The 17980-nt window shown below is 76.0% G+C and carries 17 protein-coding genes; 9 read left to right on the top strand and 8 right to left on the bottom strand.

From position 1 onward, the window contains the following. Nucleotides 1-92: 92 nt before the first annotated feature. The 3 genes from D7I43_RS27380 to D7I43_RS27370 all read right to left on the bottom strand — a co-directional run bounded on the left by D7I43_RS27380 (nt 93) and on the right by D7I43_RS27370 (nt 5173). On the bottom strand, nt 93-848 hold the full coding sequence (locus D7I43_RS27380; RefSeq protein ID WP_120331515.1) for an ABC transporter permease: 756 nt from the start codon (nt 846-848) through the stop codon (nt 93-95). 104 nt (nt 849-952) lie between these two features. Next, nucleotides 953-1933, bottom strand: coding sequence for an ATP-binding cassette domain-containing protein (locus D7I43_RS27375; protein ID WP_120331464.1), 981 nt, complete (start codon nt 1931-1933; stop codon nt 953-955). Nucleotides 1934-1999: 66 nt separating this feature from the next. Beyond that, a complete protein-coding gene (locus D7I43_RS27370) occupies nt 2000-5173 on the bottom strand; it encodes an AfsR/SARP family transcriptional regulator (protein WP_240033188.1) in 3174 nt (1057 codons plus the stop codon). Nucleotides 5174-5300: 127 nt separating this feature from the next. Here D7I43_RS27370 and D7I43_RS27365 point away from each other — a divergent pair, with 127 nt between their 5' ends. Then, nucleotides 5301-6485 carry an FUSC family protein gene (locus D7I43_RS27365; RefSeq protein WP_420870250.1) on the top strand — a complete coding sequence of 395 codons (1185 nt, stop codon included), beginning with the start codon at nt 5301-5303 and terminating at the stop codon, nt 6483-6485. Nucleotides 6486-6520: 35 nt separating this feature from the next. On the opposite strand, the gene D7I43_RS27360 is transcribed toward D7I43_RS27365, so the two are convergent. The 3 genes from D7I43_RS27360 to D7I43_RS27350 form a co-directional block, all read right to left on the bottom strand. After that, entirely contained in the window at nt 6521-6937 is a 417-nt protein-coding gene (locus tag D7I43_RS27360; protein WP_120331463.1) for a hypothetical protein, read from the bottom strand. 51 nt (nt 6938-6988) lie between these two features. Continuing rightward, nucleotides 6989-7456 carry a hypothetical protein gene (locus D7I43_RS27355; RefSeq protein WP_147427305.1) on the bottom strand — a complete coding sequence of 156 codons (468 nt, stop codon included), beginning with the start codon at nt 7454-7456 and terminating at the stop codon, nt 6989-6991. A 296-nt stretch (nt 7457-7752) separates the two neighbouring features. After that, nucleotides 7753-8832, bottom strand: a complete 1080-nt coding sequence (locus D7I43_RS27350) for a Gfo/Idh/MocA family oxidoreductase (protein ID WP_120331461.1) — start codon at nt 8830-8832, stop codon at nt 7753-7755. Nucleotides 8833-8995: 163 nt separating this feature from the next. Here D7I43_RS27350 and D7I43_RS27345 point away from each other — a divergent pair, with 163 nt between their 5' ends. Continuing rightward, nucleotides 8996-9478: a hypothetical protein gene (locus D7I43_RS27345; protein ID WP_120331460.1), complete on the top strand. Its 483-nt coding sequence runs from the start codon at nt 8996-8998 to the stop codon at nt 9476-9478. A gap of 78 nt (nt 9479-9556) precedes the next feature. Beyond that, nucleotides 9557-10747, top strand: coding sequence for an MFS transporter (locus D7I43_RS27340; RefSeq protein WP_120331459.1), 1191 nt, complete (start codon nt 9557-9559; stop codon nt 10745-10747). Between the two features lie 192 nt (nt 10748-10939). Here D7I43_RS27340 and D7I43_RS27335 read toward each other — a convergent pair whose 3' ends face one another. Continuing rightward, nucleotides 10940-11239 carry a putative quinol monooxygenase gene (locus D7I43_RS27335; RefSeq protein WP_120331458.1) on the bottom strand — a complete coding sequence of 100 codons (300 nt, stop codon included), beginning with the start codon at nt 11237-11239 and terminating at the stop codon, nt 10940-10942. A 208-nt stretch (nt 11240-11447) separates the two neighbouring features. Continuing rightward, nucleotides 11448-12917, bottom strand: coding sequence for a S1 family peptidase (locus D7I43_RS27330; RefSeq protein ID WP_192902290.1), 1470 nt, complete (start codon nt 12915-12917; stop codon nt 11448-11450). Nucleotides 12918-13141: 224 nt separating this feature from the next. Between D7I43_RS27330 and D7I43_RS27325 the strand changes: the two genes are divergently transcribed. The 6 genes from D7I43_RS27325 to D7I43_RS33820 all read left to right on the top strand — a co-directional run bounded on the left by D7I43_RS27325 (nt 13142) and on the right by D7I43_RS33820 (nt 17780). Next, nucleotides 13142-13555 (top strand): RlpA-like double-psi beta-barrel domain-containing protein, encoded by a 414-nt coding sequence (locus tag D7I43_RS27325; protein ID WP_120331457.1) that lies wholly within the window; start codon nt 13142-13144, stop codon nt 13553-13555. Nucleotides 13556-13570: 15 nt separating this feature from the next. Continuing rightward, on the top strand, nt 13571-13927 hold the full coding sequence (locus tag D7I43_RS33300; protein WP_204985295.1) for a hypothetical protein: 357 nt from the start codon (nt 13571-13573) through the stop codon (nt 13925-13927). Beyond that, on the top strand, nt 13924-14166 hold the full coding sequence (locus tag D7I43_RS33295; RefSeq protein WP_204985294.1) for a hypothetical protein: 243 nt from the start codon (nt 13924-13926) through the stop codon (nt 14164-14166). The genes D7I43_RS33300 and D7I43_RS33295 overlap by 4 nt, the downstream gene beginning before the upstream one ends. Before the next feature lie 67 nt (nt 14167-14233). Then, the gene (locus tag D7I43_RS27315; protein ID WP_192902289.1) at nt 14234-15100 is read left to right on the top strand and encodes a MauE/DoxX family redox-associated membrane protein; all 867 of its coding nucleotides are present in this window, start codon (nt 14234-14236) and stop codon (nt 15098-15100) included. A gap of 42 nt (nt 15101-15142) precedes the next feature. Next, nucleotides 15143-16336, top strand: a complete 1194-nt coding sequence (locus D7I43_RS27310) for a peptidoglycan DD-metalloendopeptidase family protein (RefSeq protein ID WP_120331456.1) — start codon at nt 15143-15145, stop codon at nt 16334-16336. 58 nt (nt 16337-16394) lie between these two features. Next, nucleotides 16395-17780: an N-acetylmuramoyl-L-alanine amidase gene (locus D7I43_RS33820; RefSeq protein WP_120331455.1), complete on the top strand. Its 1386-nt coding sequence runs from the start codon at nt 16395-16397 to the stop codon at nt 17778-17780. The last annotated feature ends 200 nt before the right edge of the window (nt 17781-17980 follow it).

The following is a 17980-nucleotide window of genomic DNA, read 5'->3' as shown; positions in this document are numbered from 1 at the left end:
CAGCGCGCGCCGAGGCTGCGACCCGGGCCGGGCCACCCGGGCCGGGGCCACGCCGCGCCGGTGGCGCCCGGCCCCGATCCCGGGTCACGTCGTCAGCGGCTCAGGCGCTGGTAGCGGCGGACGGCCAGCGGGGCGACGACCACGATCAGCAGCACCGGCCAGGCGACCGCCAGCGCCAGGGCGTGCTCCGCCGCCCACGAGTCGCCGCCGATGCCCGGGTTCCCGAAGAGCTCCCGGGCGGCGGCCACCGTCGCGGAGAGCGGATTCCACGCGGCGACCGCACCGAGCCAGTCCGGCAGCAGGTCGGGGGCGACGAACACGTTGGAGAGTGCCGTGAGCGGGAAGGCGAGCGGAAACACGATCACCGACACCGTGTCCGGGTTCGGCACGAGCAGGCCGAGCAGGATGCCCACCCAGGTGAACGCCAACCGCAGCAGCAGGATGAGACCGACGGCCGCCAGCGCGTCGCCCGTCCCGTTGCGCCACCGCCAGCCGACCAGCAGCCCGCACACCACCAGGACGGTCAGCTCCAGCAGTGCGCGCAGCAGGTCGGCGGCCGCCCGTCCGGTCAGCGGCGCGGACCGGGCCATCGGCAGCGAGCGGAACCGGTCGACCACGCCCCGGCTCGCGTCGAGCGAGATCTGGGAGGCGGTCGCGCCCAGACCGTAGAGCATGGTCATCACGAACACGCCGGGCAGCAGGAACTCCCGGTAGCTGCCGTCGCCGGGCACCGCCATGCCGCTGCCGAACACGTAGCCGAACACGAGCACGAACATGATCGGCAGGCTGAAGTAGAGGACGATCTCCTCGGGCGAGCGGATCACGTGGCGCATGTTCCGGCCGGCCATCACCGCGCCGTCGGCGACCGCCCAGCCGAGCCGGGCCAGCGGGCCGCCGGTCCGGGCCGGTTCCGGCCCGGAGACCGGGGTGCGGGGTGTCGTCACCGTCGCGCTCACGCGCTCACCTCCGTCCGCTCGCGGGGACCGCCGGCGCGGTGCCCGGTGATGTGCAGGAACGCCTCGTCCAGCGTGGGCCGCCGCAGCACGACGTCCTCGACGACGATCGCGGCGTCCTGCAACGCCCGGAGCAGGGCGGCGAGCGTCGTGATCCGGTCGACGACGGGCGCGCCGAGCTGCCGGATCTCCCGGTCCACGGTCACCGGCCCGCCGGTCACCCGCTCGATGACGCCCGCCGCCGCGGCCAACTGCGCCGCGTGGTGGACCACCAGTTCGATCCGGTCCGCGCCGATGCGGGACTTCAGCTCGGCCGAGGTGCCCTCGGCCACCACCCGGCCGGCGTCGACCACGCAGATGCGGTCCGCGAGCTGGTCCGCCTCCTCCAGGTACTGGGTGGTCAGCAGCACCGTGGTGCCGTCGGCGACCAGCGACCGGACGGCGTCCCACAGCGCGTTGCGGCTGCGCGGATCCAGCCCCGTGGTCGGCTCGTCCAGGAACAGCACGCGTGGCGTGGTGATGAGGCTGGCGGCGAGGTCGAGCCGGCGCCGCATCCCGCCGGAGTACGTCCCGGCCGAGCGTCCCGCGGCGTCGGCGAGCCCGAACTGGTCGAGCAGCTCGTCGGCCCGCCGCCGGGCGACCCGCGCCGGCAGGTGCCGCAGCCGGGCGAACAGCAACAGGTTCTGCCGGCCGCTCAGCGTCTCGTCGACGGCCGCGTACTGCCCGGTCAGGCCGATCGCCGCCCGCACCCGGTCGGGGTGCCGGGTCACGTCGTGGCCGGCCACCCGGGCGTGGCCGGCGTCGAAGCGGAGCAGGGTGGTCAGGATCCGCACGGCCGTGGTCTTGCCGGCGCCGTTCGGGCCGAGCAGCCCGCAGACGGATCCCGCCGGCACCGTCAGGTCGAACCCGTCCAGCGCTGAGGTGCGGCCGTACCGTTTGCGCAGCCCGTGCGCCACGACGGCCGATGTCTCGTCGGTCATGCCGGCAGCCTCACCGCCGCCACTGACCGGCCGCGCACCGGACGCTGACGGCCCCGGCGTCCCTCGTCAGGCGGTGGTCAGCAGCGCCAGCGCCTCGTCCCGGTCGAGCGCGGCGCCCCGGTGGAACTGCCGGTCGAAGCGGGCGGCGCCGAGCCGTTCCCGGGTCGCCGCGTGGGCGGGCGCCTGCGAGGCGGCGTCCTGCGCGCCGTCCCGCTGCACCGCCGCGACGGCGCCGAGCAGCAGTGCGGCCCGTTCCTCCTCGCCCCGGCGGAGCACCGGCCCGACGAGCCCCTCCACGGCCCCGGCGAGCGTCGGCAGGTCCCAGATGCCCGCGGTCGCGCCGAGCACCTCGACGAACAGGGCGCGGGCCGCCGCCGGTTCGCCGGCCGCGGCGTGGACGTGCCCGAGGGTGACCAGCGCCCCCAGCCGCACCATCTCGGCGCCGAACCAGCCGGTCGGGCACTCGGCGAGGGCCTGCTCGCAGAGCCGCCGGGCGTCCTCCAGGTCGCCGCGCCGCCGGGCGATCTCGCCGAGGCCGAGGTGGGCCGCCGCCACCAGTTCGGGCGCACCCGCCGGCTGGGCAACCTCCACCACCCGCCGGTAGTCGTCCTCCGCGCCGGTCAGGTCACCGGCCCCGAGCCGCCCCTCCGCCCGGGCGCGCAACAGCTCCGCCGTGTCGAGTGCGGACCCCAGCTCACCCGCCAGCCGCAGGGCCTCGGCCATGGGTGCGGTGGCCGCGGACGGATCACCGACCCGGTAGGCGACCTCGACGAGGCTGGACAGCGCGAGGATCATGCCCCACCGCTCGCCGATGGCGCGGAAGCCGTCGAGGCCGGCGCTCAGCTCGACGCGGGCCTCCTCGTACCGGCCGTCGAGCATCGCCAGCGTGCCGGTGCCGACCGACCCGATCGCCCGGCTCCACGGGTCGACGCCGAGCACCGACTCCCGGCTCTCGCCGACGCCGTGCGTCGACAGCCAGTCGCGCGACGGTGGCCCGACGGCCGTTCCGGACAGGTAGAGCAGGAACGGGTATGCGGGCGGCCGCCCGAGTTCCCACAGGATCATGCCGGCCGGCGTGACGTCCGGTGGCGTCGTGCCGCCGGCGCCGGTGAGCGCGGTGACCAGCAGGCAGACGGCGTACTCCTCCTGAAGCCCGGCCGGCGGGCCGTCGAGCCGGTCGACCAGCCGGGCGGCCAGCGCCGCCCCCTCGCCGCGCAGGCCGCGCAGCCACCAGTAGAAGGACAGCGCCGCGACGAGCCGCAGGGCCGTGCCGACGTCACCGTCGTCGACCGCCCGGCGCAGCACGGCGTGCAGGTCGGCCCGGTGCGCGTCCAGGCGCCGCAGCCAGTCCAGCTGCGCCGGGCCGCGCAGCCCCCCGTCGCCGGCACGGGCGAGATCGAGGAGGTACGCGGCGTGCGCGCGGCGCACCTCGTCGGCCTCGCCCGCCTCGGCGAGCCGTTCGGCGGCGAACGCGCGCACCGTCTCCAGCATCCGGAACCGTCCGTCGCCCGACTCGACGAGTGACTTCTCCACGAGGCCGGTCAGCACGTCGAGGACGTCGGCGCCGACCGGGGCGCAGATCCGTTCCACGGCCGTCAGGTCGGCGCTGCCGGCGAAGACGCTCAGCCGGCGGGCCAGCCGCCGCTCGGGCTCGGCCAGCAGGTCCCAGCTCCACCGCACCACCGCGCGCAGCGTCTGGTGCCGCGGCGCGGCCACCCGGCTGCCCCGGTTCAGCAGCCGGAACCGGTCGTCCAACCGGGCCGCCACCTCCGCGAGGGGCAGCGCCCGCAGGCGCGCCGCGGCGAGTTCGATGGCGAGCGGCAGGCCGTCGAGCGTACGGCAGATGCGCAGCACCTCGGTCACGGTGTCGGCGTCGAGGGTGAAGTCCGGTGCCACGTCGGCGGCGCGCTCGGCGAAGAGCCGCACGGCGGCGTACGCGCGGGCCTGCTCGGGCGGCGCGGTGTCGCCCGGCACCGGCAGGCCGAGGACGGGGCAGAGCGCCTCACCGGTGAGGCCCAGCGGTTCCCGGCTGGTGGCGAGCACGCGGACCCCCGGCGCCGCGCCGAGCAGCCGGGCGGTGAACCGGGCCGCGTCGTCGACGACGTGCTCGCAGTTGTCGAGCACCAGCAGCAGCCGACGGTCGGCGAGCGCCGCCACCAGCCGGTCGGTGACGTCACGCGGACCACCCGGCACGCGCAGCGGGGTGTCGCGCAGGTCGAGCGCCGCCAGCACGGCGGGGGCCACCGGCGCCCCGGGCGGCAGCGCGGCCAGCTCGACGAGGCGGACCTCGTCCGCGTAGCGCTGCGCGGCCTCCAGGGCCAACCGGGTCTTCCCGGCGCCGCCGGGCCCGTGCAGCGTGACGATCCGGGACTCGCCGAGCAGTCTGGCCAGCCGGCGCAGCTCCTCCTCTCGACCGACGAAGCTGGTGAGCTGCCCGGGCAGCGGGGACGGTCGGGGCGGCGCGGCCGGCCCTGGTGCGTCCTCGTGCCGCAGCAGCGTGGTGTGCAGCGCCGTCAGCTCGGGGGAGGGGTCGGCGCCCAGCTCGTCGGCGAGCAGGCGGCGCAGGTCGGCGAAGGCCGCGAGCGCCTCGGCCCGGCGCCCGTCGGCGTGCAGGGCGCGCATGAGCTGGCCGTGCAACCGTTCCCGAAACGGGTGGGCGGCGACCAGGCCGCGCAGTTCCGTGACGAGGGACCGGACGTCCCCCACGCCGGTCCCGGCGGCGGCCAGGTCCGCCTCGATCCGGTCCTCGACGGCGCCCAGCCGGTGGTCGCGCAGCCGGCCGGCCTCCGCGGGCGCGAACGGCGCGTCCACGTCGGCGAGGGGCTCACCGCGCCACAGCCCGAGCGCCTCCCGGAGCAGGGCGGCGGCGCGGCGGTGGTCGCCCCCGGTGAGCGCGGCGCGCCCGGCGTCGGCCAGTCGCGTGAACCGGTGCACGTCGACGTCGTCCGGGTCCACGGCGAGCCGGTAGCCGGCCGGGTGGAACTCGACCGGGTCGGCCGCGCCCGCCGACAGCACGTGGCGCAGCCGGGACACCTGGGACTGGAGGGCGTTGGTCACGTTGGCCGGCGGGTCGGCGCCGTAGAGGCCGTCGATCAGGCGTTCCCGGGGCACCACCCGCCCCGCGTCGAGCAGCAGCAGGGCCAGCAGCGCGCGCAGCCGGGGTCCGCCCACCGTGAGCCGGCGACCGTCACCCGTGTGGGCCCTGGTCGCGCCCAGAATCCCGAACCGCACGGCGCCCATTCTCGTCCAGCCGCCACCGATGGCACGAGGGCGTGCCCTCGCGTCCCGTACGCGCCACCTCCGCCGGGTCGCCGACGATCGCTCGTCGGGCGACGACTGATCCGGCCGGCGCAGGGTAGATGCGGCCGTGGCCGACGCCGACGCGCGCAGGGAGGGTGGCGGAACGCGCGGGCTCGCGTACGTCCGCGCGTCCGCCGTCCTCGCGCGGCTGCGCGACCGGTGGACCGGATCTCTGCGGGACCGGCTGCGGCGGACCCGTGCCGGAGCCGGGCTCGCCGTGCAGGCGGGCCTCGCGGCGGCCCTCGCCTGGTGGGTGGCCGACGGGCTGCTGCGCGTCCCGCAGCCGGTGTTCGCGCCGATCTCCGCGGTGATCGCGCTCGCCGCGTCGGTCGGGCAACGGCTGCGCCGCACGATCGAGCTGATCGTCGGGGTCTCGCTCGGCGTGCTCGTCGGCGACATCCTGATCTATCTCGTCGGGACCGGCTGGTGGCAGCTCGGTCTCATCGTGGTGCTGTCGATCGTCGCGGCCGTGCTGCTTGGCGGCAGCCCGGCGGTGATGGTGCAGTCCGCGGCGACCGCCGTGCTCATCGTCACGCTGAGTCCCGCCGTGGAGAACCTGGAGTTTCCACGCTTCCTGGCGGCCCTCATCGGCGGGGCGGTGTCGGTGGTGGTCACCGCGGTGCTGCTGCCGCTCAACCCGCTCCGCATCATCAACCGGGCGGCCTCGCCGGCGCTGAACTGCTGGCCGCGCAGCTCGACGCCACCGTGGACGCGCTGCGCGGGCGCGACGCCGCTGCCGCCCCAGGCGGCCCTCGACCGGTTGCGCGCGAACAAGCCGGAGATGGGGGCGTTCGGCGAGGCGGTCCAGGCGGCGCAGGAGGCCAGCACGCTCTCGCCGGTGCGGTGGGGCAACCGGCAGGGTCCGGTGGGGCGGTACGCGCGGGCGGTGGAGCCCGTCGACCGGGCTTCGCGCAACAGCGGGACGTTGATCCGTCGCAGCGTGACGCTCATCGAGGACGGCGAGCCGATCCCGGAGGCGATGATCGCCGCGGTGTCCGTGCTGGCGAAGGCCGTCCGGGTGCTGCACCGGGAGTTCACCACCGCCGACGAACCGGACGAGGCGCGGGAGGTGGCGTTGCGGGCGGTGCGCCACGCGGGCGACGCCTACCGGGCCGGCGTCGGCTTCTCCGGTGCGGTCGTGGTCGCCCAGGTCCGGACCACGGCGAGCGATCTCCTCGTGGCCGCCGGCATAAAGCAGGAGGAGGCGAACCGGCTGATCCGGCGGGCGTTCGGCTCGTTCCGCACGAGGTGAGCCGGGGGCGGCCACGGTGGCGGGGCGGCCCGTGGTCAGGAGCGCGGCGGCGACGGCGGGCGGTCGGACCGCAGCCACGGCGCCGCCCCGACCAGGGCGAGCGCGAGCAGCGTGATGACCGCCTGCCCGACCCGTCCGGGCGTGACGCCCGGCGCGGGGTCGAGCGCGTAGTTGGCGTACGCGTTCGCCGCGGCGTCGGTGACCAGCACGGCACAGCCCAGCACGAGCCCGGCCGTCCGCCGCCGCCACAGCAGCACCGCGGCCAGCGGGTCGAGCACCGTCAGCGACGTGAAGTAGAGCGCCAGCCAGGCCGGCAGCGACGGGTAGGGACGCGGGCCCCCGGTGAGCAGGTGGAGGACGTGCACCACCGTGCCGTACGCGAACACCAGCAGGTACGCCGCCACGACGAGCCGGACCCGGCGCGGCGCGGGCATCCGGCGTCCGTCTCCCATCCCGCCAGTATCCGGGTGGCGGCGACCCGGCCCGGTCCCGCCGCAGCCGGGTCAGGCGAAGCGTTCGGTCGTCACCGGCACGAGCCCGCACAGTCGTACGGCGGAGGTCAGCTCGTGCAGGAGCGGCCCCACCGTGCGGTCGTCGGCGGTCGCCAGGTCGGCGGTGACGTCGACCGCCCAGGCGACACCGCCGCCGACGCGGCGCAGGACCCAGGCGAACCGGTCGTCGTGGACGCGCCGCCGCCCGGCGGACGGCACACCGGCCGCCGCCGCGCCGCCCGCCGGTCGCCACCGCTCGGCCAGCTCCGCCACCCGCTGCGCGGGCAGGTCCCCGGCGAACAGCACGCGGTAGACCCGCCGCTCGTGGCATCCCTCGGGGGCGTCCGCGGGGCCGAGCCGCAACGGGGCCGTGGCCGGGAAGACCTCGACCTCCGCGAGACGGGTACGGAGCACCGGCTCGTCCGGCAACGGCCCGCCGCCGAGCCGGCGGTGGACGGCCTCCGCCTCGGTCCGGTCCACGGGGTCCACCCCGCGCCCCGCAGGCCCACCGTCGTCCCGTCGCCGGCCCGGACGAACTCCTCGGCGACGATCGCCTCGACGGCGGCGCCGGTCCCGCCGCGCCGGTCGAGGACCACGTAGTAGTCCAGGGCCGGTCGGTGCCCGGCCTGCCGGCCCACCGCCACCGACCACCGGTCGGCCGTCGCGGTCACCGCGGGGCGCCCACGCGCCGTGTCCCTGCGCACCCGCCCCTCCTCCGGCTCCCGGCACGGGAGCCCCGACGGGGCACGCTAGCGGAGCCGGCGCTCGGCGGCGGGTCAGCGCGCCGGGGGCGGTACGGGAAGAACGACGCCCTCCGCGGCGGAGCGGTGCGCCAGCTCGATGAGCGCGACGGTGTCCACGGCGTCGGCCGGGTCGACCGGCATCGGGCCGTCGCCGCGCAGCGCGGCGGCCACCTGCTCGTAGAAGCTCTCGTACCGGCCGCGCTCGGTGGGCACGGCGCGCAGGTCGCCGTCGACGCCGAGCCGGCCGTACCGGTCGGGCGTGACCTCGCCCCAGCCGGGCGTGCCCGGGCCGCGGCCCTCGCGCAACGCGGCCTCCTGGGGGTCCAGCCCGTAGCTGGTGTATCCGGCACGGTCGCCGAGGACGCGGAAGCGCGGGCCGAGCTGCGGTGTGACGGCGCCCATCCAGAGGTGGGAGCGGACGCCGCCGGCGTGGGTCAGCGCCACGAACGCGTCGTCGTCGACCTCCGCGCCCGCTCGCCGGCGGTCGACCTCGGCGTAGACGTGGGAGGGCGGCCCGAACAGCTGCACGGCCTGGTCGACGAGGTGGGCGCCCAGGTCGTAGAGGGCGCCGCCGGCCTCGCCCGGTGCGGCGCTCTCCCGCCAGCCCGGCTTGATCGAGGGCCGCCACCGCTCGAACCGCGACTCGAAGCGCGTCACCCGCCCCAGCTCGCCCTGCTCGACGAGCCGGCGCACGGTCAGGAAGTCGCCGTCCCAGCGCCGGTTCTGGAACACGGTCAGCGGTACGCCCCGGCGGGCCGCCTCGTCGACCAGCTCGCGCCCCTCGGCGGCGTTCGCGGCGAGCGGCTTGTCGACGACCACCGCCAGACCGGCGGCCACCGCCGCCCGGGCCATCGCCACGTGCTGGCGGTTCGGCGTCGCGACCACGACCAGGTCGAGCGCGTCCCGGGAACGCCACAGCAGCTCGGCGTCGTCGACCAGGCGCGCGTCCGGGTGGTCGCGCCGCACCTGCTGGCGGCGCTCGGGGTCGCGCGTCACGACGGCGTGCAGTGTGAGCCCGGGGGTGGCGGCGATCAGCGGGGCGTGGAACACCCGGCCCGCGAGCCCGTAACCCAGCAGCGCCACCCGCAACGGCGCCTGCGCCGTACCCGCCATGCCACCCTCCGTCTCCGCGGGCGGCGTCGGCCGGCCCGGTGGCTCCGAATCTACGCCCGCCCCCGGTGGATCATCGCCATGACGACGATCACCCTCCGCAGCCGCCGGGACGGGGAGGCGGTCCGGAGCGACCCGACGGCGCGTGTCAATGTAGCGTTGACACGTGGACGCCGAGCTGGACGAGTTGGGCGCCCTGCGCCACGCGCGGGCGCGTCTCGACGAGCGGGAGCTGGACCTCATCGACCGGGCGCGGCACGCCGGCGCGACCTGGGCGCAGGTCGCCTCGGCGCTGGGCATGGCGAGCCGGCAGGCGGCCGAGCAGCGGCGCCGGCGTCTCGTGGCGGCACGGCGGGCACGCCGACGGGACCTCGATCGTGGCTGGTCCCCCGAGGTCGTGGCGCTGCGCGGGGTCGTGGCCGACCTGCAACGCTGGATCGACGCGGACCGGCGGTGGGACGGCCGGTTCGCGCGGGCGGCCCTCGTCCGGGACACGGTGGCGGTCGCGCACGACGCGGAGCCCGGTCCGCTGCACACGCTGGCCCGGCACGTCGCCGCCGACCTCGCCGCGGCCGGCACGGCGGGCCTGCCGGGCCCGGTCCGGGCCGTCGCCGCCCGCCTGGAGGCCGCGCTGTCAATAATGCGTTGACAGCCGTGACCGGTATTGAATCGGGTCCGCTCAACTCCAAGGGTCTGAGTCGTCCCGACTCGACCCCATGGAGGATCCGTGCGGCGTAACGCGGCGCTGTTCGTGGCGGTGTCACTGCTGTCCGGGCTCGGCGGCAGCGCCATGAACCTGGTGAGCGGCATCTGGGTCCTCGACCTCACCGGGTCCGCCGGTCTCGCGGCTCTCGCCGGGCTCTTCCTCTACGGGCCGCAACTGGCCGGCCCCTGGCTCGGCGGCGTGCTCGACCGCGTACCCCGGCGAGCGCTGCTCGTCGCCACCAACCTGGCCCTCGCCGCGGCCGTGCTGAGCCTGCTGACCGTGCGCGGGCCCGGCCAGAGCTGGCTCGTCTTCGCCGTCTCTTTCGCCTACGGGATCAGCTACCTGCTCATCGACGCGGGGGAGACGGCGCTGCTGCCGTCCGTGCTGGCCCCGGAGGATCTCGCCCACGTCAACGGCTGGCGCTCCAGCGCCCAGGAGGGGATGAAGCTGGTCGCCCCGGCGGTCGGCGCGGGCCTGTACGCGTGGCGGGGCGGCCCGGCCGTCGCCCTGCTCTGCGCGGCGCTGCCCGTGCTGGTGGCCGTCGGCTACCTGGCGCTGCGCCCGACCCGTGCGCCCGCCGCGCCCGCGCCGCGGCGGCCCGGGGGCGTGCGCGCCGGACTGCGGATCCTGGCCGGCCAGCGCGCGACCCGGGTGACCGTCGGGCTCGCCGCCGTGTCGATCGGCATGTCGGGCTTCGCCACCGCGGCGGTGTTCGCGGTCGTCACCGGGGACCTGGGCCTGCCGAGCACCTTCCTCGGCGTGCTCGTGACTGCCCAGGGCGCCGGGTCGATCGCCGGAGGGCTGGTCGTCGGCCGGCTCCTGTCCCGGTACGGCGCGGCGCGGGTGGCGGTGGCGGGCACCCTGCTGTTCGCCGCCGCCTGCCTCGGCCGCTGCCTGCCGTGGCCGCCGGCGCTCGTCGGGGCGGCGCTGGTCGGCGGCGTGGGCCTGCCCTGGACGCTGGTCGCGGCGATCACCGCCGTCCAGACCCACACGCCCCCGGCGATGCTCGGGCGGGTGTCCGCGACGGCCAACACGGCGATGTTCGGCCCCGTGGTGCTGGCCACCCCGCTGGGCTCCGCCGCCGTCGTCCTGGGCGGCCGTCCGTCGCTCGTCGTGGCGGCCGGTGTCTGCCTGGCCGCCGCGGCCGTCGCGGCCGGGCGGCGACCCGCGCGCACGCCCGACCTGCCCAGGGAACGGGAGGCGGTCCGGTGAGGGCCGGGTCCACCCGGCACAGGGAACCCGTGTTCGACCGCACGACGATCAGCGCGCGTCCGTCCGGCGTACGGGCGATGCCGTTCGCGTTGATCCCGGTGCCGCCGGTGGACGGCGGGCGGGTCGCCGTCTGAGCCGGACGTACGCCGGTCGTGGCGGCCCGCGTCACCGCGGGTCGCCACGCGGTCCTGGCTACACGCCCAGGCCGCCGAGGACCGTCATCTCCTGGCTGGCGAACTCGCCGGTGAGCAGGGGCATGGCCCGGGCGATGGCGGCCTTCGTCTCGGGCAGGTCCAGCGACCGGTCGTGGTGCTCCTTCGACTCCCAGATCTCGCTGACCCGGACGAGGTCGGGGTCGTCCTCGACGACGCCGACGGCGTAGAGGCGGCAGCCCGCCGCTCGCAGGCCGTCGACGCCCTCCAGCAGGATCGCCACCACGTCGTCGCGGTGCCCCGGTCGGGTCCTCATGGAGTTGACGAATCCGTACGGCATCACACGTCCTCACGCCGGGCCGAAAGCTGACGGCATCAGCTTGCCCGCCCGGTACGACAGCGGGCGTGCGCCCCGGGCGTGTCGCGGAGGAGCGGGCCTCGACGCCCGGCCCGTCGCCGGCGGAGACGGCGACGCGCCGGCGGGGTGCGGACGGCTCCGCGCCCCGCCGGTGGCCGGTCCCGCCCGCGGGGGGCGGGACCGGCGGGGCTCACGGGTTGGTGATCCCCATCGTGTAGCTGCCCGAGCCGCTGTAGGCGTGGACCTCGAACCGGTAGTAGCCGGCGGTGCCCGTGTAGGTCAGCGACTCGTCCGGGCCGGGGCTGTACGACCCGGCGACGTCCACCCAGGTCGACCCGTTCCACTTCTGGAGGTACAGGTCGAAGTCGACGCCGGTGGGGCCGTCCAGGCAGCCGCGGTGGGTGCCGGAGACCGACGAGTAGTAGTAGCTGCCGTTGGGCTGGTAGACGCTCTGCCCGGAGGAGACGGAACCGGTGTAGGTCGCCTCGTAGCCGGTGCAGCCGGTCGGCGGCGGCTCACCACCGCCGCTGGTGCGCAGCGTCAGGCCGTACGCGGAGAGGATCTCGTTGACCGGCTGGAAGTAGGTCGTGCCGCCGGAGGTGCAGTTGCCGGAGCCACCGGAGGTGACGCCCTGCGCCTGCTGGCCGGAGAGCCACGATCCGCCGGAGTCGCCGGGCTCGGCGCAGACGTTCGTGCGGGTGAGGCCGGTGACCGTGCCCTGCGGGTAGTTGACCGTCTGGTTCTTGGCCTGGATGGTGCCGCAGTGCCAGCCGGTCGTGGAGCCGGAGCGGCAGATCGAGGCGCCGACGGCGGCCTCGGTGGAGCCGGCCACCGTGACGTTGCCGCCGGCGTAGTTGTTCACCCACGGCTGCGGGGTCCAGTTGGAGTTGGTCTGCACCCACGCGTAGTCGTTGCCGGGGAACGAGGATCCGCGGAAGGTGCCCTGGGCGACCTGGTTGTAGCCCTGGGTCGCCGTGCCGACGGTGCCGCAGTGCCCGGCGGTCACGAACCCGCCGACCACGGAGAAGCCGACCGAGCAGCGCCCACCCATGTAGTAGGCGTCGCCACCGCGCACGTCGTAGTAGGTGCGCGGGGCCTCGGTGGTGGCGACCACGCGGACGGCGGCGGGGTCGACGCGGCTGGCCCGGACGAACGCGGCGGCCGCGCCGGTGTCGCGGGCGAGGACGACCACCGTGTTGGTGGTGACGTCGACGTACCAGCCGGGGATGGCGGTGGCCGACGCCCGGGCGGCGTGGCGGTCCAGCGCCGACTTGATCCGGTCGAGGTCGGCGCCGCTGCGGGTGACGAGGGCGGGCTGCGCGCCGGCGGCCCGGACGCGGTCGGCGGCGGAACGGTCGGTGACCGCGACGACGAGCGTGTCACCGGCGAACCAGCCGCCGGCGTACGTGGCGCCGAGCGACCGGCGCAGGGCGGCGTCGGTGCGGCTGCCCTTCTCGTCGCGGGCGACGCGGGCGCGGGCCTGGCCGGCGGTCAGCCCCAGGTCGCGCTGCATCGCGGCGAGCATCGCCGACGACGCCGCGTCTGCTCCGGCGGCGACGGCGGGGCCGGTCGGTGCCGCGGCGGCGGGTGACGCCACGGCGGTGAGGGCGCCGACGGGCAGCAGGATCGCTGCTGCCGCGGCGGCGAGGCTTCGTCTCATCGTGCCTCCTGGTGGACGGCCGCGGCGCGGTCGGGGGTGCACCGCGGGCAGGTCAGGCACAACCTACGACGTCCCGATCGAGGTGTCTCTATATCACCTGGCTCATACCGTCTCGCAGGCTGTAGGAAAACTTCTTTCAAGCGATTGACTTCGATGGTTTGCGACACAACAATCCTCGCCTATATCAACTCCCATCAATCTCATTCCCCTGGGAGGAGGCACCCATGGCAGCTCTACGAGGCGAGGTGTCCTGGTTCTGCTGCGGCAGCGCCTGGGGCCCGTGCGGCACCGCCGGCGGCGGCGCGTGCGGCACCTGCCGGTCGGGCAACTACCAGCACGCCTGGCCGAACACCTCGGACGCGTGCCTGGCCATCACCCGCCCCGACGCCTGCGGAATCACCGGCATGAGCCGGCGCGGATGCGGGTTCCGGCACTACACCACCAACCTCTGCAACGGCGCCCGGGTCGGCACCACCATCGCCGACTGCGGGCCGCAGACCGACCTGTTCTGCGGTGAGCGCACCTGCTGCGGCTCGGCCTGCGGCAGCAACCGGATCATCGACCTCACACCGGCGGCGTACAGCGCGATCGCCAGCCTCTCCACCGGGCTGCGGCCCTGCTCGGTCGACACCGTCTGAACGGGAAGGTGCCCCATGAACCAGACCCTGGACCGCCGCCGACTGCTCGCCACCGCCGCGCTCGGCGGAGTGGTCGGCGCCACCGCCCTCGGTTCGCTGGCCCCCGAGGCGGCCTTCGCCGCCGAGGCGACGGCCGTCGAGCCCGGGATGCCCGACCCGAACTTCGCCGAGGGTCGGATCAGCAAGATCTCCGGCAACATGCTGCCGTCACCGGCTCGGACACGGTCCTGCACTCGATCCGGATCACCGGCGGCACCAGCATCTGGAAGCTGCAACCGACCACGTTCGACCAGGTCGCGGTCGGTGACGGCCTCTACGCCCGCGGCGTACGGCTGCCCGACGGCACGCTCGCCGCGGACGCCGTCTGGGTGAACATCGTGAACCTGCACGCCCACATCGCCTCCGTGGGCCGCAACGTGCTGCACCTCGACCACAAGGGACAGCACATCGTCGGGCACGTCGTGCCGCGGCTCTCCGCCGCGGTCTACAACGGCACGCCGGCGGTCAGCGACCTGTCGCTGCTGCGCGTCGGCCGGCACGTCCAGGTGCTCGGCGCCTGGCACCCCGACACGAACGAGATCGACATCGCCACCGTCTACGCCGCCGCCTGACCGGGCGGCGCCCCGGGCGCTGCCCGCGTACGCCCGGGGCGCCGCCACGAGCACCGGAGGGAGAACCATGATCGAGATGATCGCGGCGCTGCAACCGCTGGTCGTCGGCGCCGTGCTGCTCTGGTCCGCCCGCGTCAAACTCCTCAGCCGGCACGCCGCCGCGGTCGCCGGCCGGTCGGCGCTGGTCAACCTGCTCGGCGAGCGCCGGGCGCTGCCCGCGTACCGGCTGGTCGGCGGCGTCGAGCTGACGCTCGGCGGGCTCCTCGTCCTGCCGCCCGCGCTGCGTGCGGAGGCGGCCGCCGCCGCCGTGCTCGCCGCCGGCTTCCTCGCGTACCTCGGCTACGCCCGCCGGGCCGCGCCGACGTCGTCCTGCGGCTGCCTGAGCGCCCGCGCGGCTCCCGTGTCCCGCCGCGGCATCGCCCGCGCCGGGCTGCTCCTCGCCGCGAGCGGCCTCGCCGCGCTGGCCCCCGGTGGCTGGCTCGCCGCCCTCACCGCACGGCCGTTCGCCGGGACGGCCGTCCTCCTCGTCGAGCTGGCCGCGATCGTGGCGCTCTCGCCCGAGCTGGACCGGGCCTGGCTGCTGCCGCTGCGCCAGCTGCGGATGCGGCTCACCCACCCGCTGCGCGGCAACTCCGGGGTGCCGCTGCTCGCCACCGTCCAGCAGCTCCAGCTCAGCGACGCGTACCGCCGGGTCGCTCCACTGCTCCGCTCCGACGTGCGCGAGCACTGGGACGACGGCGACTGGCGCTTCGTGGGGCACGCCGCCCGCTACCAGGGGCGAGCGGCCACGGCCGTGTTCGCCGTGCCACTGGCCGACCCGGAACCCGCCGCGGTGCGCGTCGCCGTGGTCGACGACACCACGGGACACACCCTGCTGAGCCTCGCCGGCACCCCGCCGGCCGCCGGCCCCCATCTGGCCGTCTCCCCGGCCTGACCGGCGGGAACGCCCCCGACCAAGGAAGCGAGGTCACCGACGATGCACAGCCGACGACGGGCCGGTGGAGCGGCCCTTTCCCTGCTGGTCGCCGGGCTGGTCGCGGCGGTGGCCGCGCCGGCCGCGGCGGCCGTCCCCGACGGCGCGGTCCGCGCCGCGGTCCCCGACGCGGCGGCGCTCACCGAGGCGGTGACCGGGAAGCTGCTCGCCATCGCCACGCCGGCGCGGGTCCCGGCGGCGTCGCAGACCCGGGTCACGGTGAGCCGCCGCGCCGCCGGGTGGGCCTTCGGCACCGCGGTGGCCCTCGCGCCACGGGAGACCGACGCCCATCCGACCGGTGCGGTCTTCGTCGCCCACGCCGAGCACGGCGCGTGGCGGGTCGCCTTCGACGGCGACGTCGACTTCGGCGCGCTCGCCACCGCGTCCCCGCTGGTGACGAGCCGGGAGAAGGTGGTACTCGGCAGCGAACCGGCACCGCTGTACGCGGGTGGCGACTACCGCACCGGAATGGCCCTGCCCTTCGCCGTCGGGCAGACGTGGACGCTCACCGGCGGCCCGCACGGCTGGGGCGGCGGCGAGTCGCCGTACAGCTCGGTCGACCTCGCCGGCGGCGACCAGGTGGTGCGGGCCGCCCGCGCCGGTACGGCGTACACGATGTGCCAGGGCTGGATCCGGGTGATCCACGACCGGGGCTACGCGACCGACTACTACCACCTGTGGAACAACATCTCCGTCAACGGGGCGAGCGTCGCCCAGGGCGCCTTCCTCGGCTACACCGGCACCGACGTCACCTGTGGCGGGGCCGCCTCCGGCCGGCACGTCCACTTCGGGCTGCGGCAGGACGGCGCGTACGTCCCGATCGCCGGCCACGACATCGGCAAGTGGGTGTTCGCCAACGGCGCGGGCGCGTACCAGGGTGGCGCCCGGCACGGGTCGGCCTGGGTCGGGGCCGGTGGCGCCCTGCACAACTTCGGCGCGCTCGGCCTGAACCAGGGCGTGGTCGACGCCAACGGCGGCGGGACCCTCACCCGGCGGGCGGGCCCGGGCACCGGCTACGCGGCCCTCGGCTCGCTGGCCGACGGTGCGACCGTCACCATCTCCTGCTCGGCGAACGGCACGACCCACACCGGGCGGTACGGCACCACCGCGCTCTGGGACCGGCTCAGCGACGGAAGTTGGGTCTCCGACGCGTACCTCTGGACCGGGGTCAACGGTCCGGTCAACGGCTGGTGCTGACCAGCGCGACCGTCGGTCGGTCCGCCGCACGGGCGGCCGGCCTCGGAAAGGAGTGGCAGTGACCGTAGCAGCAGCACCCGTCTTCCGTCGGGTCCGATTCGTGTTGGGCGGCGCGCTCGCCCTGATCACCGCGCTGGCCGCCCCGGCGGCGGCCGGCCCGGCGGCGCCCGCCGCGCCGGTCCGAGCGCCGTCCGGTCCGCTGGCCGTCGCCTTCGACACCGCCTCCGCGCGGTACGACGTGCCCCGCGACCTGCTCGTGGCGCTCGGGTACGCCGAGACGCGGCTGGACATGCACGCCGGGGCGCCGAGCGCGGCCGGCGGCCACGGGCTCATGCACCTGGTGCACAACCCGCGACAGCGCACCCTCGACGAGGCGGCCACCCTCACCGGGCTGGACCCGGCCGCGCTGCGCACCGACCCGGCCGCGAACGTGCTCGGCGCCGCGGCCGTGCTTCGCGCGTACGCCGACGAGGCCGGACTGACCGCGACCGCGCGCGACGACCTCGGCCGGTGGTACGGCGCGGTCGCCCGCTACGGCGGCGCGCGGGAGGCGTCGGCGGCGCGGCTCTACGCCGACACGGTCTACGACCTGCTGCGGAGCGGGTTCTCGTCCGACGCCGGCGAGAGCGTGCCCGGACGGGCCGTCACACCGCGGCGCGGCGAGCTGGAGCGGGCGGCGCCCGGCGGCATCGGCACGCTGAGCGCCGACTACCCGCCGGCGGCGTGGGCGCCGGCCAGCACCAGCAACTACACGGTGGCGAGCCGGCCCGGCAGCCACCCGGTGACGTACGTCGTCATCCACGTGACCCAGGGCTCCTACGCGGGCTCGATCAGCTGGTTCCAGAACCCGGCCGCGCAGGTCAGCGCGCACTACACCTTCCGCTCGTCGGACGGCGCCGTCACCCAGTCGGTGCGGGAGAAGGACATCGCCTGGCACGCCGGCAACTGGACCTACAACACCCGGTCGATCGGCATCGAGCACGAGGGGTACGTCGACAACCCGGCCTGGTTCACCGACGCGATGTACCGCGCCTCCGCGGCCCTGACCCGCAGCCTCACGGCGAAGTACGGCATCCCCCGCGACCGGGCCCACATCATCGGCCACGTCGAGGTGCCCGGCGCCACCCACACCGACCCGGGGCCGAACTGGAACTGGACCTACTACATGCAGCTCGTCAACGGCGTGACCGGCATCGGCTCGGGCACCGTGGCCACGTCGGGCAACCTGAACGTGCGCTCCGGTCCCGGCACCGGGTACGCGGTCGTCGACACCCTCGCGCCCGGCGCGACGGTGAGCGTCTACTGCCAGACCGCCGGCACCTCGGTCACCGGCCCGTACGGCACCAGCACCGTCTGGAACCGCATCGGCACCAACCGCTGGGTCTCCGACGCGTACGTCCTGACCGGGCACAGCGGATACATCCCGGGCGTGCCCCGCTGCTGACGACGTCGGGCGGTCGCGGTGCCGGGGACGACCCGGCCCCGCGACCGCCCTGATCGACGGACGGACGCGAGAACGGGCGGTCAGGTGGTGGTCCGGACGATCGCCGAGCACTCCCGGTCGACCTGGTCGGCGCTCGTGCAGGCCCGGAAGCGCACCTCGCTCCCCTCGTACATGTTCTTGTTGCAGTAGCCCCAGTCGCC

This window comes from Micromonospora globbae (assembly GCF_003610785.1).
Lineage (GTDB): Bacteria > Actinomycetota > Actinomycetes > Mycobacteriales > Micromonosporaceae > Micromonospora > Micromonospora globbae.
This window is presented reverse-complemented; position numbering and strand designations above follow the sequence as displayed.